This is a genomic window from Ancylobacter tetraedralis (genome assembly GCF_014195655.1).
Lineage (GTDB): Bacteria > Pseudomonadota > Alphaproteobacteria > Rhizobiales > Xanthobacteraceae > Ancylobacter > Ancylobacter tetraedralis.
This window is the reverse complement of record NZ_JACICD010000013.1, coordinates 43735-64511: the sequence shown is the minus strand read 5'-3', so window position 1 is coordinate 64511 and position 20777 is coordinate 43735. Positions and strand designations below refer to the sequence as shown.

The following is a 20777-nucleotide window of genomic DNA, read 5'->3' as shown; positions in this document are numbered from 1 at the left end:
CTACTCTCCCCACGCTGGCGGAAGCGCCCGCGGCGCCGCCTCGCCATCCACCTCGCCGCCGAGCCCGAGCTCGGCGAGGAAGCGGCTACTCTCGTCGAACGCCTCGGTGAGGAGGCGCACGGTCTCGTCGAGCTGGGCGCGCTGGTGCGCGGCGGTGATGAAAAAGCGCAGCCGCGACGAGCGGTGCGGCACTGCGGGATGGATGATCGGCAGCGCGTTGACGCCGTGCGCCAGCAGCCGTTCCGACAGGAGAACGGCTTTCAGCGAGTCGCCGACCATGACGGGGATGATCGCGTGTCCTTCCGCCGTGCCGGTGGCAAAGCCGGCGGCCTGCACCGCATCAAGGAAATGGCGGGAATTGGCGCGCAGCGCCGCCACCCGCTCGCCTTCGCGCTCCAGCACATCCAGCGCGGCCAATGCCGCGCCGGCGGCGGCGGGCGGCAGGCCGACGCTGTAGACGAAGCCCGGTGCCGAGGTCTTCAGCACGTCGATCAGCGCCTGCGGGCCGGCGATATAGCCGCCGCAGGAGGCGAGCGACTTGGACAGCGTGCCCATCCAGATATCGACCAGCGCGGGATCGAGGCCGGCCTGCTCGGCAATGCCGCGCCCCTTCGCGCCCAGCACGCCGACGCTGTGCGCCTCGTCCACCATGAGCCAGGCGCCGAAGCGCTGCTTCAGCGCCACCAGCCGCGCGAGGTCCGGCGTGTCGCCATCCATCGAATAGAGACCCTCGACGACGATGAGCGCCCGCCGCGTCCGCGCGGAGGCGGGGGAGGAGGCTCGTTCGCTCGCCAGCATCCGCTCCAGCGCGGCGAAGTCGTTATGGGGGAAGGAGCGCCGCGTGGCGCGGGCCAATTCGGCGCCGACGATGACGCTGTTGTGGATCAGCGCATCGTGGAACACCACGTCGTCCGGGCCGAGCAGGCTGCCAATGGTGGTGACGTTGGCGGCATGGCCGGAGACGAACACGACCGCGTCCTCCGCCCCGTGCAGCGCGGCGAGCCGGGCTTCCAGCGCGCGGTGGATCGGCCGTTCGCCGGCCACCACACGGCTCGCCGAGACGCTGGTGCCGTACAGCTCCATCGCCTCCCGCGCGGCCCCGCTCACCTGCGGGTGGCCGTTCAGCCCGAGATAGTCATAGGAGGCGAAGTTGATCACCTCCCGTCCCTCGATCCGGCTGAGCGCGCCGGCCCGGCCCTCATGCGGGCGGAAGAACGGGTTGGCGATGCCCAGCGCCTCGCCCGTGGCGCGGATGAAGCGCAGCTCCTCGAAGCCGGGCAGCGTCTCGAAGGAGGCGTCGTAGAGCGGGCCCTCTTCGGCCTGCGGTGCCGCGTTGTCCGCCGGGCGCTGGCGCATGCGCGCCAGCAGGGCGGCCTTGGCCGCGGCGTCGAGGCGGATGCCGTCATGCACCGTCATCGCAGGAGACTCCCGTCATGCCGGCTTTCCGCACCGATCCGCGCCCGCAGGGCCGTGACGGCCGGGGCGGTGGGCGCCATCTGCAGGTGCCGGTCGATCAGCCCCGTCTCGTCGAGGGGCAGGTGGATTCCCGGCGCGGGCGGCGCCTCGCTCTCCACCCGCGTGTCGGGGCGCAGCTTGAGCAGCAGCTTGCCCGCGACATCCTGCAGCGTCGCCCCGGCGCCGAGGCCCAGCACGGGCAGGGCGACCTTGTGGCGCCGCTGCATTTCCATGTCGAGTTCCAGCGCCATGAGCGAATCCATGCCGATATCGCCGAGCGGGCGGGCCGGATCGATGGAATCGGCGGGAAGGCGCAGGATGCGGCTGACCTCCAGGGTCAGCAGCCGCAGCACGCTGGCCAGCGCCTCGCTGTCGCTCTGGCCCTCGATCCGCGCGGCGATGCCGTCATCGCTGGCGTCCTCGTTCGCCGCGTCACCCTGGCTGCGCAGCGCGGCGAAGGTCGCTCCCCGCATCACCGCCAGCTCGCGGGCCGCCCGCCAGTCGACCGGCGCATGCACCACCACCGGCGGCGTCGCCGGATCGGCGAGGCAGGTGCCGAGATGGTCGAGCGCGGCCGCGGCGGTGAGCGTGCCGAGCCCCAGCCGGCGGCTCAGCTTCTGCGAGGTCGCGGCGTCGCGCGCCAGCACCCCGGCATCGGCAATCGCGCCCCAGGCCATGGCCAGCGCCGGCCGGCCCTCGGCGCGGCGGCGGCGGGCGAGGCCTTCGAGATAGGCATTCGCCGCGACATAGGCCGACTGGCCGGGATTGCCGACCAGCGTCGTCGCCGAGGAGAACAGCACGAAATAGTCGAGGTCGAGCCCGGCGGTGGCGGCGTCGAGGTTGCGCGCGCCCTCCACCTTGGGCGCCAGCACCGCCTCCATCCGATCCCGGTCGAGATCGCGGATCAGCGCGTCGTCCAGCACCATGGCGGTGTGCACGATGCCGGCCAGGCGCCCGTGGCGCGCACGGAGCCGGGCGATGAGGTCGGCGCAGGCCTCTGTGTCGCGCACATCGAGTGGCTCGGCGACGAAGGTGGCGCCCTCGACCAGTAGCGGCGGCTCGATCACGCCGCGGCGGGAGGCGACCACGACATGGCGCGCGCCCTGCGCGGCGAGCCAGCGCGCCGTCTCTCGGCCGAAGCCCCCGGTGCCGCCGACGACGAGATGCACGCCCTCCGGCGCGGCGTTGAAGCGGGCTTTCTTCGGCTCCGCGGCGACGGCGGACGGCGGGCGGATGAGGATCTTGCCGACATGGCCGGAGCCCTGCATCAGCCGGAAGGCGCTGCGCACCGCATCGGCGGCGAACAGGCGATAGGGCAAGGGGCGCAGCGTGCCGGCCGCGAACAGCGCGGCAAGTTCCGCCAGCATGGAACGGATGAGCGCCGGCCGCCCGGCGATCAGCTGGTCCGCGTCGACGCCGAAATAGGTGAGGTTGCGGGCGAAGGGGCGCAGCCCGAGGCTGGTATTGGCGACGAAATCGCGCTTGCCCAATTCGATGAAACGGCCGAACGGCTTCAGCGCGCGCAGCGAGAGCTCCATGCCGCGCCCGGCGAGCGAGTTCAGCACCACGTCGCAGCCGCCTTCCGCCGCGATCTGCGTGGCGAAGGCGGTGTCGCGGGAATCATGCACGATGTCGGCGCCGAACAGCCGCGCCAGCGCCCGCTTCTCCGGGGAACCCGCCGTGGCGATGATGCGCGCCCCGCGTGCCTTGGCGATCTGCATCGCGGCCAGCCCGACGCCGCCGGCGGCGCCATGGATCAGCACGCTCTCCCCCGCCGCCAGCCGGGCGCATTCCACAAGGCCGTACCAGGCGGTGAGGAAGGCGACGGGAAGTGTCGCGGCGGCCTCGATCGACATGCCGGCCGGCACGTTCAGCACGGCGGCGGCGGGGATGGTGGCATGGGTGGCAAAAGCGCCGGGCGCGAAGGCGACGATGGCGTCGCCCTCCGCGATCCCGGTGACGCCGGGGCCGATGCGGGTGACGGTGCCGCCGCCCTCGAAGCCGAGCGTCGCGCCGGCGAAACCCTGCGCCAGCATGTCGTCGCCGATCAGTCCCTGCGCGAACATCACGTCACGGAAATTGAGCGCCGCCGCCGCGATCGCGATCTCCACCTCGCCGGCGCCGGGCGCGCGGCGGGCCTGCGGCCGCCAGGCCAGCCGGTCGAGCGAGCCGGGCCGCTCCATCACCAGCCGCATCGCCGCTTCCTCGCGTGAGGTCGGTTCCGGCGCGGCCGGGGCGAGACGCACCGCGTGGAGACCCTCCGGACCGACCACCAGTTCGCGCTCCAGCGGCAGGTCGGCGATCGCGCGGGCGAGGTCCCCCAGCGCGCGGGTGTCCATCACCGGGGACGCGAGACCGATCAGCTTGATGGCGAGATCGGGATATTCGTTGCTCGCCGCGCGGCCGAAGGCCCACAGCGCGGCGGTGGCGGGCGCCCCGCCGAGCGGCGTGCCGTCGAGCAGCAGGTGGAGCGCCGGCGCCGAACCCAGCGCGCGCAGCATCTCCAGCAGCGTGCGCGCGTCGTCCATGGCAGCGGCGAGTGAGGCCGCGCTGTCGCGGGCTGTGAGGCGATGCAGGAGAAGGCCGGCGGAGCCCGCGCCTTCCAGCGCCGCGCGGTCGGGATCGATCCGGTAGCCGTGGCCGCTTATGAGACACCCGTGCGCCTCGGCATCCAGCAGCGCGGCGAGACCCTGTTCCAGCGTGGGCCGCTGCGTCGTGGCGTCCTGTGCGGCGGTGAGGAGCGTGATCTCCGTCACCGCCCGCGCGCCGTGCAGCCGGCGCCCGCCGACGGCTTGTGCGTCCGCTGCCAGCAGGCGGGCGAAGCCGCTCCCGGCCACCGTGAGGCCGATGAGCGCGCCCCCCGGCCGCAGGGCCGTGGCGAGGCGCCTCGCCATCTCGCCGGCAGGATCGAGCGTCTGGCGCGGGTCGGTGTGAAGGATAAGGTCGGCCGCCGGCAGCGCCGTCTCCTCGCATAGCGTGATGCCGCTGGACGGGCGGATGCGGTCGGTAAGGCGCAGCCGGGCCGCCTCGTCCGCCGGCAGCACCTGCAGCGTGATGGCGCCGGCGTCCACGAGGTCGCGCAGCGCCTCCAGCACCGTACCGTGCCGTTCGACCAGCAGGACGGCGAGCGGGGCCTTGTCGGAACCGATGCAAGCGGCCGTCAGCGCGCGCGCATCGGCGGTAATCTGCCGGGCGGCGGGCGAAGCGCTTTCCCAGTGCTCGGCCAGGCCGGCGGGATGCGCGATGGTGAGTTCTCCGCGCAGGTGCGCCGCCAGATCCTCCGCCAGACGCGCGCCCAGGGCGAGTTCGGCGGCACGATCGGGTGCCAGCGCGGCGATCTCGGTGAGCAGGGGCCCGGGCGGGGGCAGGTCGCTGTCCGCCAGCACGTGCCAGTTCCCCTCCGCCGTGCGGCGGGCGAGCCCACCTTCGGCGAGCAGAGTCAGCAGGGCAATCAGGCTCGTGCGGCGCTCGGGGGAAAGGCGGCCGCGCGCGATGAGCGCCGCGGGGTCGATCGAGCCGTCGGGCGGCAGATCGGCGCCCGCCAATTCCTTGCCCACCGCTTCCTTGCCCGCGATGCCGATCACCGCGCGGTGGGCGATGGAATAGGCGAGAGCGTCGAGCAGCAGCGCGTCGTCGGCGGTGGGGGCCTCCTCGCGGCTGGCGAGGAACGTGTCGATCCGGCCATGGGCTTCGCTCCGTGCCGGCCCCAGCCGCACGAGGCTCTGGCGGAAATCGTGCTCCAGTTCGTCCTCGGTCGCCAGAGCGACGGCGCGCAGCTCGACGCCTTCCATGTGGGCGACCTCGGCGCCCGCGCCATCCCGCAGCACCACGTCGAGAGCGAGGGCGCGCGGGCTGGCGCGGAGCACGGTCAGCGTGGCGTGCGCGGGGGGCGCGGTTCCCCGCGTGGTGAGCGCGGCGAAGCGCACCGGCAGATAGGCCATTCCGCCCGCGGCGGGCAGGGCGTCGGCCGCCAGAACGAGGCCGTGCAGGGCAGCGTCCGCCAGGGTGGGGGAAAGGATGTAGGAAGGATTGGGCACCGTGGCGGGAGCAAGATCCAGTTCGATCGTCGCCCCGGTGCGGCGCGCGCGGCGAACCAGCCGGAAGGCCGGGCCGTAGTCCAGCCCGAGCCGCGTCGCGGCGGCATAGAGCGCTTCCGCGTCGAGCCCGCCATCGGGCCTCTCATCGCCGTCGCGGAGCGGGGGCTGCGTCACCGGCTGTGGCGCGGGAGCGTTCGGCTCGGCGATCACACGGCCGCGGGCGTGGAGCACCCATTCCCGGGCGCCGCGGGGGCGGGCGTGGATGAGCACCCCGCCCTCGCTCTCCAGCCGCACCCGCGTCTCGACGCTCTCGCCGGGGGTGAGCCGGAGTGCGGCGAGAATGTCGAAATCCTCCAGCCGAAGCCACGCACGGCCGAACGCCGCATGGCCCGCCGCCAGCGCCATTTCGGCCAGGCCCGTTGCGGGCACCACGACATGGCCGCCCACCTTGTGATCGGCGAGGAAGGGGCGGGATTCGATGTCGATGAGGCCGCGCCATTCGCGGCGTTCGCCATCGAGGCGGATGCCGAGCAGCGGGTGATCCTCGACGCCCGCCCCGGTGAGGTCGATCGCCTCCGCCGAGCGCGGCGGGCGGATGGTCTGGCGCTGCCAGGGCGTCTTGGGCAGGTCGAAGCGGCCGGGCGCCTGCGCGGGGCCGAACAGTTTTTCCTCGTCCATCGCCGCGCCGCTGGCCAGCGCGGCCAACAGGGTGCGCTCGATCGGGTCCTCGCCCGACTTGTCCGTCTCCTGGCCGTCCTTCTCCTGCAGCGAGGCGAGCACCGTCGCCGGCCGGCCGGCATCGGCGAGGATCTCCCGCACGAAGCCGGTGAGCACGGCCTTGGGGCCGATCTCCAGGAAGATGCCGATGCCATTGTCCTGCGCCGCCGTGCGGATGGCGGCGTCGAACATCACGGGGTGGCGGATATTGTCCCACCAATAGCCGGAATCGAGGGAATCATCGGTGATCGGCCCGCCGGTGACCGCGGAAATGAACGGCAGGACCGGCGCGCGCGGCTTGAGGCCGGCGAGCACCTCGATCATCGGCTCGTAGAGTTCGGACATGCCGGGCGAATGGAAGGGGTAATCGATGCCGAGCCGTTTGCCGACGACGCCCTGACGCCGCGCCAGGCGCAGCACGGCGTCGATGCCCGCCGCCGGCCCGGAAAGGGTGACGCCTTTGGGCGCGTTGAAGGCGGCGATGACCACGTCCGGCTGCCGGGCGGCGCCGATCAGTTCGGCCGCCCGTGTGGGGCTCGCCATCAGGAAGGCCATCAGCCCGGTGCCGCGCGTGCGCCCCTGCAGGCGGCTGCGCCAGTGGATGAGGTGGACGGCGTCCGCCAGGGTGAGGGCGCCAGAAATATGCGCGGCGGCGATTTCGCCGACGCTGTGGCCCAGAACCGCCGCGGGGCGGCACCCGGCCTCCATCAGCACCCGCGCCAGCGCAATCTCGAGCGCGAAGATGAGCGGCTGGGCGATCTCGGTGGCGGCCAGCGTCGCCTCGTCGGGCGGGCGCTGGAAGGCGCCGGCCAGAGACCAGCCGGCCAACGGCTCGAATCGCGAATCGATCTCCTCGACGCGTGCGCGAAAGGCCGCGCTGGCCTGCCAGGCGGCGCGTCCCATGCCGGCATATTGCCCGCCATTGCCGGTGAAGACGAAGGCGACGCCTGTCCCGGTACCCGGCATCGTGCCGCGCAGCAGGGCACCCTCGCCCCCATTCCGGGCAATCGCGCGCAGCTTCGACGCCGCATGGGGGTCGTTCACCGAGACCGCCAGGCGATGGTCCAGCCGCGCGCGGCCATGCGCGGCGGCATGGGCGAGGCGCCCGGGCGCGACCTCCCCCTCCAGCCGCTCGGCATAGCGCTCGGCCAGCATCGAGAGGGCGGGGGCGCTGTGGGCGGAAATCATCAGCACCCGTGCCGCCGGCGCCGGGCCGGGGGCGGGGAGTTCGTGCGCCTCGGGCAGGCGGATGACCACATGGGCGTTGGTGCCGCCGAAGCCGAAGGAGGAGATGCCGGCCAGCCGCGCCTCGACCGGCAGCGCGCTGGCCTCGGTGGCGGGGGCGAGGTTGAGCGCGGCGAAGTCGATATGCGGATTCAGCGTGTCGAGATGCAGCGAGGCCGGCAAATGCCCGCGCTCCAGCGCCCCCAGCGCCTTGAGCAGGCCGGCGAGGCCGGAGGCGGGTTCGAGATGGCCGATATTGGACTTCACCGAGCCGATAGGGAGAGGCGAGCGGCGGCGCTGGCCCAGCGCCGCGCCGACCGCGCGCGCCTCGGCCGGATCGCCGACCAGCGTGCCGGTGCCGTGCGCCTCGACGAAGGCGAGCGTGTCGGGGTCGATGTCCCGCGCGGCATAGAGTTCTTCGAGAAGGCGCTGCTGGGCTCGGCTCTCGGGCATGGCGATGCCGAGCGTGCGCCCGTCGGAATTGGTGCCGGTCGCCACCACCACCGCACGCGGCGTGGCGCCCATGGCGCGCGGTGTATCGAGGCGGCGCAGGATCGTCACCACGCCACCCTCGGCGCGGACATAGCCGTCGGCTTGCCCCGAGAAGGGCCGGCAGAGCCCGGTGGGCGAAAGCATGCCGGCCCGCGCGAAGCCGACGAAATTGAACGGGCTCGCCAGCACATTGACGCCCGCCACCACGGCGGTGTCGATCTCCCCGGTCTCGATCGCCCGCACCGCGCGGTCGAAGGCGACCAGCGAGGACGAGCAGGCGGTGTCGATGGCGAGGCTCGGCCCGGTGAAGCTGAAGACGTGGGAAATGCGGTTGGCGATGATCGACAGCGCGTTGCCGGTGACGAAATGCGCGTCGGCGGCGGCGATGTCGGAGACGAAGTGCAGCGAATGGTCGAGCGAGGAGGCGCCGACGAACACGCCGACCGGCGCGTTCACCACCGACGAGAGCGGGATATTGGCATCCTCGAACGCTTCGCGCACCAGCTCCAGCAGCAGCCGCTGCTGCGGATCGATCTGCTCCGCCTCGCGCGGGGAGAGGCCGAAGGCGCCAGGATCGAAGCCGTAAATGTCGTCCAGCGCGCCGGCGGCGAACGTATAGGTGCGTCCCGCCACCCCGCGGGCCGGATGCAGGAAACGTTCATGCGCCCAGCGATCGGCCGGAATGGCGCTGACGGCGCATTCCCCGCGCGCCAGAAGCGACCAGAACGCGGCCTCGTCGGGCGCGCCCGGCAGCCGGCAGGAACAGCCGACAATGGCCGCGAGACGGCCAGCCGTGCGGGCCGCGCCGTGCGGCGCCTGATCCTGCGGCGCCTGTGGGGAAGCGGACGGCAGGACGGCACCCGCACCCTGAACGAAACTATCCAAACGACACCTCATTTGGCTGCGCCGGACGTCGAGGTCCGGCTGTGCAGCGGCTCATCCGCCGCGCGCTGGCGCGCCATCGCGGAGGCGACGGCGCGCGGGCGCTCCGAGAGCGTCCTACGATTGCGATGTCGCCACCGGCGCGGACGGCGCGATCGTGTTCGCCGTCTCCTCGTGCTTGCGACGGCTGCGCTCGATCCGCTCGGCGATCTCCGCCGAGACGGCCTGCGTCCAGTTGGCGAAGTCGTATTTGCGCAGCACGCGCTCCTGGCCGGCGCGGGCGCGCATGGCCCGGAGGTCGCCGTCTTCCGCCGCCTGATACATGGCGCGCGCGGCCGCCTCGACATCGGGAATGCCCCACTGGCCGATATAGCCGCGACTGGCGAGCGATTCCGGCGGCGCCGGGGTCTGCTGCACGGGAACGAGGAAGGCGGTCTGCTCGTCGCAGAAATCCTGCGAGCCGGAATAGTCGGAAACGATCACCGCCTTGTCCGCGAACATGGCGTCGGCGATCACGTAGCCGAAACCCTCGGAACGGTGCAGCGACACCATCGCGTCGACCGTCCACAGCAGCGTCCAGTATTCCTCGGGCGTCAGGTTGCCCTCGAGAATGCTGATCCGGTCGTCGCCGGCGATCCGCTCCTCGATTTCCTCCCAGTATGAATCGATGTTGCTCCAGTGGCCGGGCGTGACCTCGCGGATCTTGATGACGAGGCGCACGTTGAGGTCGCTGCCATCGAATGCCCGCTGGAACGCCTTGACCACGTCGAGCGGGTTCTTGCGCACGATGGAGGAGCCGAACTCGGCGGCGGTGAGGAAGATGAATTCCGCGGGGTCGCGCCGGAAGCGGTCGAGGAAGGGGGTGTAGGCCAGCGGCGCGTGCAGCCCCTTGTCCACCACCTTGACCGGCACCGAGGTGATCTTGGCGTAGGCATCCGCGACATAGTTGCTCGGCGCCCAGATCTCGTCGACCGCCAGCGCGCCCAGCGTGTGGTTGGCCGGCGGCCGGTCGCTTTCCCAGAGATAGAAGCCGATGATGTGGGCTTCCTCGCAGATGCCGGCGAAGCGGGCGATCATCTCGGGCGCGCGGTCGGCATTGATGCAGAGCAGCACCACGCGGGCGCGCACGCCGATGGCCGGATTATAGCCGGTCTCGGGGTTGAGGCAGGCGCCGTCATCGGCGTTGAACACCAGCGGGTTGAAGCCCGACAGCGCCTCGGTGAACATGGCGAGGTTGCGCCCCACGCCGGTGGTGTTGGCATAGCCGATGATCACCAGATCGCGGCGCGGGACCTCGTCATCGAGGGCGGCAGGGGTCGCCTCGATCCGCCCGGTGGCGGACAGCACGGAGAGCTGCGGCGTGCGGGCATAGATGTCGCTGCGCAGCCGCTCGCTCCAGAAATCCGCCCCGCGCTCGGCGATGGCCAGCTCGGGATTGGGCGTGTCGGCGAGGATCGAGATCAGCGCGAGGTCGAAGCGGGTGAAGGCGGAGGTGCCGCCAGCCCCCCAATAGGCGCGCCAGATATGCGGGGCGAAGGACAGACGGTCGGGCTGGGTGACGTCGAGCGCGACCTCCTTGAAGCTGGTGAGGCGGACAAAGCCCTCCTCGCGCATGCGGCTGCCGAGCCCCTGGTCCTCCAGCAGGAAGAGCCAGTACCAGCTCCAGGGCAGTTCCCGGTTGCGGTACATGTCGGCCGGCGCCGAGAGCGAGCGCCGCAGCCCTTCCGAGACCAGCTTCACGTTGTTCTTGTCGGCGATGTAGGGCGCGGTGGCGAACTTGTACTGCACCAGCCGCAAGCCATCGTCGGTGAAGATGTCGACATGCGGGTAATGCCGCCGCCAGAAGGCGAATAATGTCAGGCTGATTTCGTGCTTCATCACGCGCCGGTTCATGACCGGCTCGCTGAGCAGCGCGTGAATTTCGTCGGTGAGGCAGAAGACCTGCCGCTTGTACCAGTCCTCGAAGACGTCGGAGACGATCCAGTTGGCCACCGACTGGCCGCCCGAGAGCTTGCCCTGCAGACCGAGGCGGTCCGCCATGTAGCGCGTGTAGGTCGAGGCGCGCCAGCGCGCCGGCGGCTCGTCGGAGGTCTCCAGTCGCCGCGTCACGTTGGGAATCTCGTGCCACACCAGATGGTGCAGGCGCCCCTCGCGGGCGCTGTCAGCGATGCCGATGATGAAATTGGCGAGGTCCTCGCGGGTCTCGGCGTCAGCCCAGTAGTCCTGCGCGTCGAAGGCGGGGGCCGCGGCGCCCGCGCCGTCGATGGTGAGACGCATCTGCCGATGCCCGGAGAGCAGGTAGCCGGTGGGGTGAATCGGCATGAGCGCCTCTGGGGCGGTGGTGCGCTCGAACACGGTGGCGCCATCGACGACGAGGCGCAGCGTCACGGGCTTCAGCACGTCGGACCGGTTGAAGCCCCAGGCGATGCATTGCCCGCCCTCGACGAAGACGCCGCCGACGATGTGCTCGTCATTTGCAATTCGTAAGTAATTATGGCGAGAATCAGCCAGCTTCCATGCACTCTGAAGTTGATCTTCGGGCCTGATGTCATCGCCGCTCGCATGACGCTCGCGCAGGTTCTCGGCCAGTGAAGCGAAGCTTGTCTGGCCGAAATCGCGCCCTGTCTGACGTCCGAAGGCTTCGAGATTCATGAGCCACCCGTTTCCTTGGTGGGCGATCTGGCGCGGGAACAGTCTCCGAGTTCAGCCAGATCGCCTTTAGATATTTCGCGAGATGTGCATTGCAGCATCAAAAGCGAAGCGATGTCTAGATGCTATTTTATGTAGTATTTCGTCAATGACTCGCGTAAATGGTATTTTAAGACCGTTCTCTTCAAGTAATTGCACTATATACTGTTAATGTATCGAATTTTGAATGAATTTTAGATCGATATAAGAGCAAACAATGATCGGTTGTTGGTCGATATAGACTCATCATAATGGGACAATAACGTGGATTCTCGATTGGTATGAAAAAAGGGTTCATAGAAAATTTGTATCGCCCCATTGGAGAGTATCGCGCGGTATGCGCTGCCTGCCGCATCGCAGCATGGCTGGGCAGGTGGCGCGCGCCCGGCGCGTAGCCGATGCGCGAGCGATGCTGGCGGGAAGTCGGGCGGTTCTGCGCAGGGGCGCGGAACCCTGCCGCAAGCTGCGTTCCGGATGCAGGGGAACGCCCGCGAGCATTCAACCCACGTGGGGTTCGGAAGTTTCCAAAACAGTAAATATTTGTGTTGGAGTGGACAGGGGTGACGAAAATGATCATTCTACTATTCACGCCTCGCCAAATGTGAGGCACTGCGGCGCAGATGTTTTGAAATTGCTTTAAATTCGTGAGGTAGTATGAAGGCACCGCTGGACGCCATCGTACAGGCCGAGGGCGAGGTGAGACTCGGCTGGGCCGGTTCGACCACCCTCATGGACTATCTGAACTTCGAGGATGCTCTCAGCCCGGTGATGACGGCGATGGTCGGGGGGGTCCCGGTGCGGCGCGTGCCGGCCAAGTCCCGCTCGGTCCGCATGTCGGCGATCGGGGCGATCGGTCACACGTTCGAGGGCGGCGAGGTGCATGTGTGGGGCACCGGCTGCTCGCCCTGGCGCAACCCCTCGGCTCCGGTCGACCGGCGGGTCGCCTTCGCGCCCACCGGCCATGACGGCATCGTGCTGCATGCCACGAGCGGGCCGGTGGCCGAGCGGCTGATGAGCAATGGCGGGCCGCGGCCCGGCGTCTATGGCGACCCGGCCTGGCTGCTGCCGCGTTTCTACCGTCCGCGCATCCGCAAGAAATGGAAGCTCGGCGTCATCCTGCATTTGTCCGAGTTGGTCGACCGCTCCTACGAGGCGCGGCCGCAGCCCGCCTTCGTTCGCTACCGCATTCCCGAGGAATTCCAGAAGGATGTCCATCTCATCACCACGGTCACGCCGCTCGGCGTGCCCGCGCTGAAGGCCAAGCTGGACGAGATTCTCGCCTGCGAGCGCATCGTCTCGATGAGCATGCACGGGCTGGTCGTCGCCGAGGCCTATGGCATTCCCTGCCTGTATTTTCCCCCGCTCTCCGAGCCGCGCGGCCTCGGCCGGCTGGATCTCGATCCGAATGGGCCGGCGGACCTGCGCATGGTCGATCTCTATCTCGGCCTCCGGCGGCGGCACGTGCCCGCCTATTTCCAGGACCGCGGCCTGCCGACCGACTGGCAGGCGGTGATGGATGCGGTGGATCGCGCCTGGGAGCCGGCGCATTTCGAGGCCGACCGGCTGATCGAGACCTTTCCCTTCTCGCCGTCGCCGCTCAAGGCGGCCTCGGGCAAGAGTATCTGGGAGCATCCCGTCGTGAAGGGGCTGGTGCTGCAGCACGACGTCGCGCTGCTGCGCCAGCAGGACCGTGACGAGGAGGGGGATCCGGCGAGCGGGCCCCCGGTGAGCGAGGCCAAATCGAGCGGGGCGCTCGCCGCAGCCGCGGCGCCGGCGAAGGAGTTGAACGGGATGCGGACCGGCGAAACGGTGATACGTCTGGCGGCCTCGCAGCGGGCGCCGGCTGTCGTGGCGGAAGTGAAGGGCGGCTCGCGGGCTATGTCGCCCGAGGTTGCCACCCTGCTGCGCATGAATGCCGACAGGATCTCCATTCCCCTGTCCTGGGCGGCGACGACGCGCGAATCCCCGCACGCCAATCTCGGCGATACGCTGAGCGCGCTGATCGTGGCCGGCATGGCGGGTGTCACCGTGCGGCGCGCCGGCTTCGACCAGCCGATCGAGCGCATGGTCGCGGTGGGCACGATTGGCCATAACCAGCGCAACGGGGTGCTGCATTTCTGGGGCACCGGGGTCGATGCCGAGCGCAACCCGGTCGATCCGCTGGTGCGTGGCTATGTGCGCCCCTCCGATACCGATTTCCACATTCACGCGCTGCGCGGGCCCAACAGCGCCCGCACGCTGCGCGCCGCCGGCATGCAGGTGCCGGACGTGTTCGGGGATCCGGTGTGGATGCTGCCGCGCTTCTGGCCGATGAAGGATGTGGAGAAGACGCACGATCTCGGCGTCATCCTGCACATCACCGAGCTGGAAGACCGCACGCCCGAGGCGCCGGTGAAGCCCACGCTGAAGCGCTACGGCATACCGGACGCGTTCAAGGGCCGCATCCGCCTCATCAACACCCATTGCCCGCCGACCCCGGAGGGCATGAAGGCCAAGGTGGCGGAAATCGTCTCCTGCCGCGCCATCGTCTCCACCAGTCTGCACGGGCTCGTGCTCTCGGAGACCTACGGCATTCCCTGCGCGTGGTTCGCCACCTATGGCGATGGCGAGGGGCGCATGCTGGAGCTCGGCAACCCGCAGCACCAGATCGACCACCGCATGCGCGATTTCTATTCCGGCGTCGGGCGCACCACCCTCTCCTCCTATTGCCTCGACCGCTCCCGCGCCACCGACTGGAACGCGGTGCTGGCCTGGGTGCACGGCAAGTGGCAGCCGCTGATCTATGATGACGGCCCGCTGATCCGTGCCTTCCCCATGCCGCTCGCGGTGTCGCCGGAGGCGACCTCCTGGGCGCTGCCGCCGGAAATCGTCGACAGGATCGACTATTGAGCGGCGCGGCGGTGAACCGCGTCGAGAGGCCTGCCGCCGCCTTCGAGAGGGCGGGTCTGCAGGGAGCGGGCCTGAATGTGGCGGCTTCTGCCGTGCCGGCGCCGCGCCGGGACGAGGGGCGGGAAGCCGCCGCCGAGCCGGACCTTGCCGGCCGCGCCTTCCTGTTCCTGCAGGGGCCGGCATCGCCCTTCGCCTGGCGCCTGGCGCAGGCGCTGCGCCGGCGCGGCGCGCGCATCGTCAAGGTGCATCTGTGCGGCGGCGATCTGGTGTTCTGGCCCGGCCGTGCGCGGCTCTATCGCGGCCGGCTGGAGGACTGGCCGGCTTATGTCGAGCGGCTCATGACCGAGGAAGCGTTAAGCGATCTCGTGCTGTTCGGCGATTGCCGTCCCTATCATGTGCCGGCGATATTGGCCGCGCGGGCGCGGGGCATCGGGCTGCATCTGCTGGAGGAGGGCTATTTTCGCCCTGGCTGGATCACCCGCGAACGCCATGGCGTGAACGCCCATTCCGATCTGCCGCGCACGCCGGAAGGCTTGCGGGCGGCGGCCGCAGAGACGCCCGAGCCGGTGCGCCCGCGCGTGGCGGCGAGCGAGCCTTTCGCCCGCCGCGCCGCCTGGGATGTCGCCTGGCACGCCGGCTATGCCGCCCTCGCGCCGCTCTTCGCGCGCTACCGGCGGCACACGCTGGTGCACCCGATGGTTGACTATGCGGGCTGGCTCGCACGCTGGTTCAATGCCGCAGCCGCCCGCGAGCGCGACCGTCTGGCGCAGACGGCGCTGGTGGGGCGCGCGACCTATTTCCTGCTGCCGCTGCAATTGGAAGGTGACTTCCAGATGCGCGTCCATTCCAGCTTCGGCTCGGCGCGCGAGGTGGTGCGGCTGGTGTTCGCCTCCTTCGCCGCGACGGCGCCGAAAGCCGCCCGCCTTGTGGTGAAGCGGCATCCCTATGACACGCGCCTTCCGGCCACGCGCCACATGATCGCGCGCCTCATCGACGAATACGGGCTCAAGGGCCGCGTGCTGTTCCTCGAGAATGGCGACATCGATACGCTGGTTGCGCGCAGCTCCGGGGTGGTGCTGGTGAACTCGACGACGGCCATCGCCGCGCTCCGGCATGGCCGGCCGCTCAAGGTTCTCGGTCGCGCCACCTACGACATGCCGGGCCTTGCCCATCAGGGCGCGCTCGATGGCTTCTGGTCCGCGCCGCCGCCACCCGATCCCGCGCTGGTGCGGGCCTATTGCCGGCTCGTGCTGGCGCGCACGCAGATTGGGGGCGGCTTTTTCGCGCCGGAATCCATCGCGCGGGCGGTGGAGGGCCTTGTCGCCCGCATGGCCACCGAGGATCGCGTGGCGCAGGATCGGGCGGCGCAAGATGAAGCGGCGGATGACCCGATGACCGGGGAGGCGCAGCCGGCATGAACGCGCGCCACATCCTCATCACCGGCGCGTCCAGCGGCCTCGGCGCCGCGCTGGCCCGCCACTATGCCGCGCCGGCCATCGCGCTGCTTCTCATCGCCCGCGATGCGGCGCGGCTGGAGCGGGTGGCGCTGGAATGCCGCGCGCGCGGGGCCACGGTCCGCGTCGTGCCGATGGACGTGCGCGCGAGCGAGGCGCTCGCCACACTTATTGCCGAGATCGACGCGCACACACCGATCGACACCGTCATCGCCAATGCCGGCGTCGAGGCAAGCCTGGGCCGCGAGGGGCAGGCGGAGCGGCTGGACGAAGTGCTGGCGCAGATCCGCACCAATTTCGAGGGCGCGGTGGCGACGGTGCTGCCGCTCATCGACCCGATGCGCGCGCGCGGGACCGGGCGCGTGGTGCTGGTCGCCTCGCTGGCGGGGCGTATGCCGCTGCCGGACCAGCCGACCTACAGCGCCACCAAGGCCGGCCTCATCGCCTTTGGCGAGGCGCTTCGTCCGGTGCTGGGGGCCGCGGGCGTGCGCCTCACGCTGGCCTGTCCCGGCTTTATCGCCACGGGCATGAGCCGCGATTATCGCGGCTGGCGCCCGCTGGAATGGAGCGCCGAACGTGCCGCGATCGCCATCGCCCATGCCAGCGATCGAGGGGCGCGCTCCATCGCGTTTCCGTGGCCGCTGGTCGCCCTCATCGGGCTCGGGCGCTGCGTGCCGGCGATGGTGCGGGACGCCGTGCTGCAGCGGTTCTTCACAGCGAATATTCGGCCGGTTGATGCCGCCGCCGCACTTGAAGACGTATCGATAGCAAAATAGACGAAATATATTATTCTGCGTATTGAGCAATTTTTCTTCAAAATTGAATAATAATAGCTAGCAAATATTGGGGTAATTTCAAGAACGACATTTGTGTTGACGTATTTTGTCGCGTGTATACTATCTCGCAAGTGCGAAGTGCCGGTATATGATCAAGTCGATCTACCGAACATCACCTTCCCCCATGTGAGGAGAGCAATCGATGGCCGCTGGCTCCAAGATCGTCCCTGTCATTCTCGCGGGTGGATCCGGCACCCGGCTCTGGCCGATCTCGCGCGATTCCCTGCCCAAGCAGTTCCTGCCGCTCTCGACCTCGGGCGCGACGCTCTATCAGGACACGTTGCAGCGCGTCGCGCCGGGCGCGACCTTCGCCTCGCCGATCATCGTGACCAATGAGGAATTCCGCTTCTTCGCCCAGCGCCAGGCGCGCGACATCGGCATCGAGCCGACCGTGCTTCTGGAGCCGGCGCGGCGCGATTCGGCGCCCGCCCTGCTGGCGGCGACGCTGCTCGCCCAGCGCCTGCACGGAACGGAGGCGACGCTGCTGGTGCTCGCGGCCGACCACGTCATCGGCGACACGTTCGCGTTCCACGAGGCCTGCCACAAGGCGGTCGGTGCCGCCAATCTCGGCCATATCGTCACCTTCGGCATCACGCCGACCGAGCCGCGCACCTCCTATGGCTATATCCGACGCGGTGCCGCGCTGAACGGGGGCGCAGCCGCCCTTGTCGAGGCCTTCGCCGAGAAGCCGAGCGTCGAGAAGGCGCGGGACTATATCGAAGCCGGCTATCTCTGGAACTCGGGCAATTTCCTGTTCCCCGCGCATGTGATGCTCGAGGAGGCCGAGAGCTTCGAGCCCGAGATCGTCGACGCGGTGCGCCGCGCCCTCAGCAATGCCAAGAGCGACCTCGGCTTCTGCCGGCTGGGGGCCGATTTCCACGCCGCCCCGAGCCTGTCGATCGACTATGCCGTGCTGGAGCGCACCAGCCGCGCCGCCGTGGTCGAGGGCAGCTTCCCCTGGTCCGATGTCGGCAGCTGGAACGCGATGCGCGAGATTGCCGAGACGGACGTGTCCGGCAATGCCCAGCGCGGCCCGGTGCGGATGATCGACACCGAGAATTGCTATGTCCATTCCGACGGGCCGCTGATCGCGGCGATCGGCGTGAGCGGCCTGTCGATCGTCGCCACCGGCGACGCGGTGCTGGTCATGCCGTCCGAGCGCTCCGAGGAGGTCAAGCACCTCGTCTCCGCGCTCAAGGCCGAGCGGCGCAACGAGGCCCATGAGCACCCGCGGATGCACCGCCCGTGGGGCAGCTACGAGACCATCAATCTCGGTGGCCGCTTCCGCGTGAAGAAGATCATCGTCGATCCCGGCGAGCGCCTCTCGCTGCAGAAGCACCATCACCGCTCCGAGCACTGGATCGTCGTGCACGGCACGGCCGAGGTCACGGTGAACGAGAAGGTGTTCATGCTGCAGGAAAACGAATCGACCTACATCCCGCTCGGCGCGGTCCATCGCCTGACCAATCCGGGACGCATCCCGCTCGAACTCATCGAGGTGCAGGTCGGCTCCTATCTCGGCGAGGACGACATCGTGCGCCTCGACGACGTGTATAACCGCGTTCCGGCCGCTGTGGCCGTCGCGCTGACCTGATCAACAGAAGAGGAACAGCGACGTGCTCCAGCAATCTTCTTCGCTGCGCAAGCAACCTTCGCTGCGCGAGATCGTGCGCGACACCGGCGTCGTGCCGCTGTCCTGGGTGGCCGCCACGCGGGTGCAGAACTACCTGAACCTGGGCGACGCCCTCTCCCCGGTCATGGTCGCCCTGCTTTCGGGCAAGCCCATCATCCACCAGGCGCATGATGCCACCTCGACCCGCATGTCGGCGGTCGGAACCATCGCGCAGAATCTCAAGGGCGGCGACATCAGCGTCTGGGGCACGGGCTCGTCGCGCTATCTCAACACCGGCGGCGAGGGCGAGCGCATTCCCTTCGTGCCCGATCCGGCGACCCGCTACCGGGTGCATGCCACGCGCGGACCGGTGAGCCGCGCCATCCTCGGCGAGGCGAACGCGGTCGGCGCGCCGGTCTTCGGCGATCCGGTCTGGGCGCTGCCGCGCTTCTACAATCCCGCGCTGGAGAAGAAGTACGAGGTCGGGGTCATCGTCCATCTCTCCGATCTCGCCGACCGCTCGCTCGACGCCAAGCCGCGCGAGACCTATGACCGCTACCACATCCCCCCGGAACTGGCCGGCAGCGTGCGCATCATCAACACGCTGACCGAGATCAGCGCCGCCTCGATGCGGGCCAAGCTGGACGAGATCCTGTCCTGCAAGCGCCTCGTCTCCACCAGCCTGCACGGCATGGTGTTTGCCGAGAGCTATGGCATTCCCTGCCTCTATTTCGCCCCGCGCGGCGCGCCGGATGGGCTGATCGGCCGCGTCATGGACCCCGATGACGGCTTCGACCTGCGCATCACCGATCTCTATCTCGGCATGGGCATTCCGCGCATTCCCGTCTATGTGCAGCGCCGCAACAAGCGAACCGATTGGGAGCACCTGATCTGGTCGATCGATACCGCGTGGAAGCCGGTCACGTTCGATATCGATCCGCTCATCGCCGCGCTGCCGATCGATGTCGCCCCGATCGCCGCGCCAAAGGGCCAGACCATCTTCGAGCATCCGCTGATCCGCGACATTCCCTACGCCCATGGCGGCGGCGCGCCGCAGCGCGGGCGGGTTGCAGAGGTCCATGCGGTTGCGGGGTGACGAGGAAGGGCTTGGCGCGCCGCCCGTGACGAGGGTTCGCCCCGGCGGGCGCGGCAGCGTGATGATCGACGGCTACAACCTCGCCCTGGAGGCGGGCACCGGCGTCGCCACCTATGCCCGCAACCTCAGCTTCGCCTGCGGCGACCTCGGCTATAGGACGGAGATTCTCTACGGCACGCGCGCCTCTCCCAGCGCCGACCCCCTGCTGCGGGAAATCTCCTTCTTCGATCCCAATGTCGGCTCGCCCTCCTTCCTGCTGGAGGCCGGCCGGCGGCTGGCGCAGCTGTGCACCTCGCCCATGGGCATCCGCGCGCGCGACGTGCCCTTGTCCGGCCGGGTGATCAGCCGTGCCTTCCAGTCGCGCCTGCCCCATTACGACCGCATCTGGAACGCGCCGGAACTGTTCTCGCGCAGCTACTGGCATTTCCACGCCTATAAGCACTTCCTCTCGGTGAGCGGGGTGACGCGGCCGGACCTGATGCACTGGACCTATCCGCTGCCCATCCGCCTGCCGGGCACGCGCAACATCTACACGCTGCACGACCTGGTGCCGCTGCGCCTGCCCTTCACCACGCTCGACAACAAGAAGTTCTACAAGCGCCTGATCGAGGGCGTGCTCAAGCGCGCCGACCATATCGTCACCGTCTCGGAGGCGTCCAAGCGCGACATCGTCGATCTGTTCGGCTACCCCGAGGAGAAGATCACCAACACCTATCAGGCGGTGTCGATCCCGAGGAAATACGCCGACAAGAGCGATGACCTGGTGCGCGAGGAAGTGGAGGGGGCCTTCGGACTTCCCTATAAGGGTTATTTCCTGTTCTTCGGCGCGATCGAGCCGAAGAAGAACATCTCCCGCCTGATCGAGGCCTATCTCGCCTCGCAGGTGAGCGAACCGCTGGTGCTGCTGGGCAAGACGGCGTGGAAGGCCGGCGAGGAGCTGCGCTTCCTCAACGAAGGCTCGAACCGCTATCTCGAACAGCTGGACAACCTCACCTTCGTGCGCGACCGGGTGCGGCGCTTCGACTACGCGCCGTTTCCCCTGCTGGTGAGCCTGATCCGCGGCGCCAAGGCGCTGGTGTTTCCCTCGCTCTATGAGGGGTTCGGCCTGCCGGTGCTGGAGGCGATGTCGCTCGGCACGCCGGTGATCAGTTCCAACACCGCCTCGATCCCGGAAGTGGCGGGCAATGCCGCGCTGCTGGTCGACCCCTATGACCCCCGCGCCATCGCCGATGCCATCAAGACCCTGTCGGTTGATGCGGACCTGCGCGCCGCGCTGTCGGGGCGCGGGCGGGCGCAGGCCGCGCTGTTCTCGGAAGAGCGCTATCGGGCGCGGCTCTCCGCGCTCTACGACCAGCTCATTCCCGAGCCGGCGGCGCGGCGCTGAGGCGGGAGACC

At 69.4% G+C, this 20777-nt stretch carries 9 protein-coding genes; 6 read left to right on the top strand and 3 right to left on the bottom strand.

The annotated features are described in order from the left end of the window. The 3 genes from FHS55_RS21370 to FHS55_RS21360 all read right to left on the bottom strand — a co-directional run bounded on the left by FHS55_RS21370 (window position 1) and on the right by FHS55_RS21360 (window position 11459). Window positions 1-1416 carry an aminotransferase class I/II-fold pyridoxal phosphate-dependent enzyme gene (locus tag FHS55_RS21370; RefSeq protein ID WP_183191896.1) on the bottom strand — a complete coding sequence of 472 codons (1416 nt, stop codon included), beginning with the start codon at window positions 1414-1416 and terminating at the stop codon, window positions 1-3. Next, on the bottom strand, window positions 1413-8810 hold the full coding sequence (locus tag FHS55_RS21365) for a type I polyketide synthase (protein WP_183191894.1): 7398 nt from the start codon (window positions 8808-8810) through the stop codon (window positions 1413-1415). Before FHS55_RS21365 ends, FHS55_RS21370 begins: the two co-directional genes overlap by 4 nt. A gap of 114 nt (window positions 8811-8924) precedes the next feature. After that, complete coding sequence (locus FHS55_RS21360; protein ID WP_183191893.1) at window positions 8925-11459, bottom strand: glycosyltransferase; 2535 nt, start codon at window positions 11457-11459, stop codon at window positions 8925-8927. Between the two features lie 690 nt (window positions 11460-12149). Here FHS55_RS21360 and FHS55_RS23640 point away from each other — a divergent pair. The 6 genes from FHS55_RS23640 to FHS55_RS21330 all read left to right on the top strand — a co-directional run bounded on the left by FHS55_RS23640 (window position 12150) and on the right by FHS55_RS21330 (window position 20766). Then, window positions 12150-14384 (top strand): polysaccharide pyruvyl transferase family protein, encoded by a 2235-nt coding sequence (locus FHS55_RS23640; protein ID WP_246340365.1) that lies wholly within the window; start codon window positions 12150-12152, stop codon window positions 14382-14384. After that, window positions 14381-15802, top strand: coding sequence for a capsule biosynthesis protein (locus tag FHS55_RS21350; protein ID WP_183191891.1), 1422 nt, complete (start codon window positions 14381-14383; stop codon window positions 15800-15802). Before FHS55_RS23640 ends, FHS55_RS21350 begins: the two co-directional genes overlap by 4 nt. Then, on the top strand, window positions 15799-16614 hold the full coding sequence (locus FHS55_RS21345) for an SDR family NAD(P)-dependent oxidoreductase (protein ID WP_183191890.1): 816 nt from the start codon (window positions 15799-15801) through the stop codon (window positions 16612-16614). Before FHS55_RS21350 ends, FHS55_RS21345 begins: the two co-directional genes overlap by 4 nt. 202 nt (window positions 16615-16816) lie before the next feature. Next, complete coding sequence (locus FHS55_RS21340; RefSeq protein WP_183191888.1) at window positions 16817-18268, top strand: mannose-1-phosphate guanylyltransferase/mannose-6-phosphate isomerase; 1452 nt, start codon at window positions 16817-16819, stop codon at window positions 18266-18268. 22 nt (window positions 18269-18290) lie between these two features. Beyond that, a complete protein-coding gene (locus FHS55_RS21335; protein ID WP_343056315.1) occupies window positions 18291-19382 on the top strand; it encodes a polysaccharide pyruvyl transferase family protein in 1092 nt (363 codons plus the stop codon). After that, the gene (locus FHS55_RS21330) at window positions 19366-20766 is read left to right on the top strand and encodes a glycosyltransferase family 4 protein (protein WP_183191886.1); all 1401 of its coding nucleotides are present in this window, start codon (window positions 19366-19368) and stop codon (window positions 20764-20766) included. Before FHS55_RS21335 ends, FHS55_RS21330 begins: the two co-directional genes overlap by 17 nt. Window positions 20767-20777: the final 11 nt, after the last annotated feature.

Coding starts and splice junctions, on each gene's coding strand:
- FHS55_RS21340 (WP_183191888.1), top strand. CDS start 16,817: ATGGCCGCTGGCTCCAAGATCGTCCCTGTCATTCTCGCGGGTGGATCC.
- FHS55_RS21345 (WP_183191890.1), top strand. CDS start 15,799: ATGAACGCGCGCCACATCCTCATCACCGGCGCGTCCAGCGGCCTCGGC.
- FHS55_RS21370 (WP_183191896.1), bottom strand. CDS start 1,416: ATGACGGTGCATGACGGCATCCGCCTCGACGCCGCGGCCAAGGCCGCC.
- FHS55_RS21360 (WP_183191893.1), bottom strand. CDS start 11,459: ATGAATCTCGAAGCCTTCGGACGTCAGACAGGGCGCGATTTCGGCCAG.
- FHS55_RS23640 (WP_246340365.1), top strand. CDS start 12,150: ATGAAGGCACCGCTGGACGCCATCGTACAGGCCGAGGGCGAGGTGAGA.
- FHS55_RS21330 (WP_183191886.1), top strand. CDS start 19,366: ATGCGGTTGCGGGGTGACGAGGAAGGGCTTGGCGCGCCGCCCGTGACG.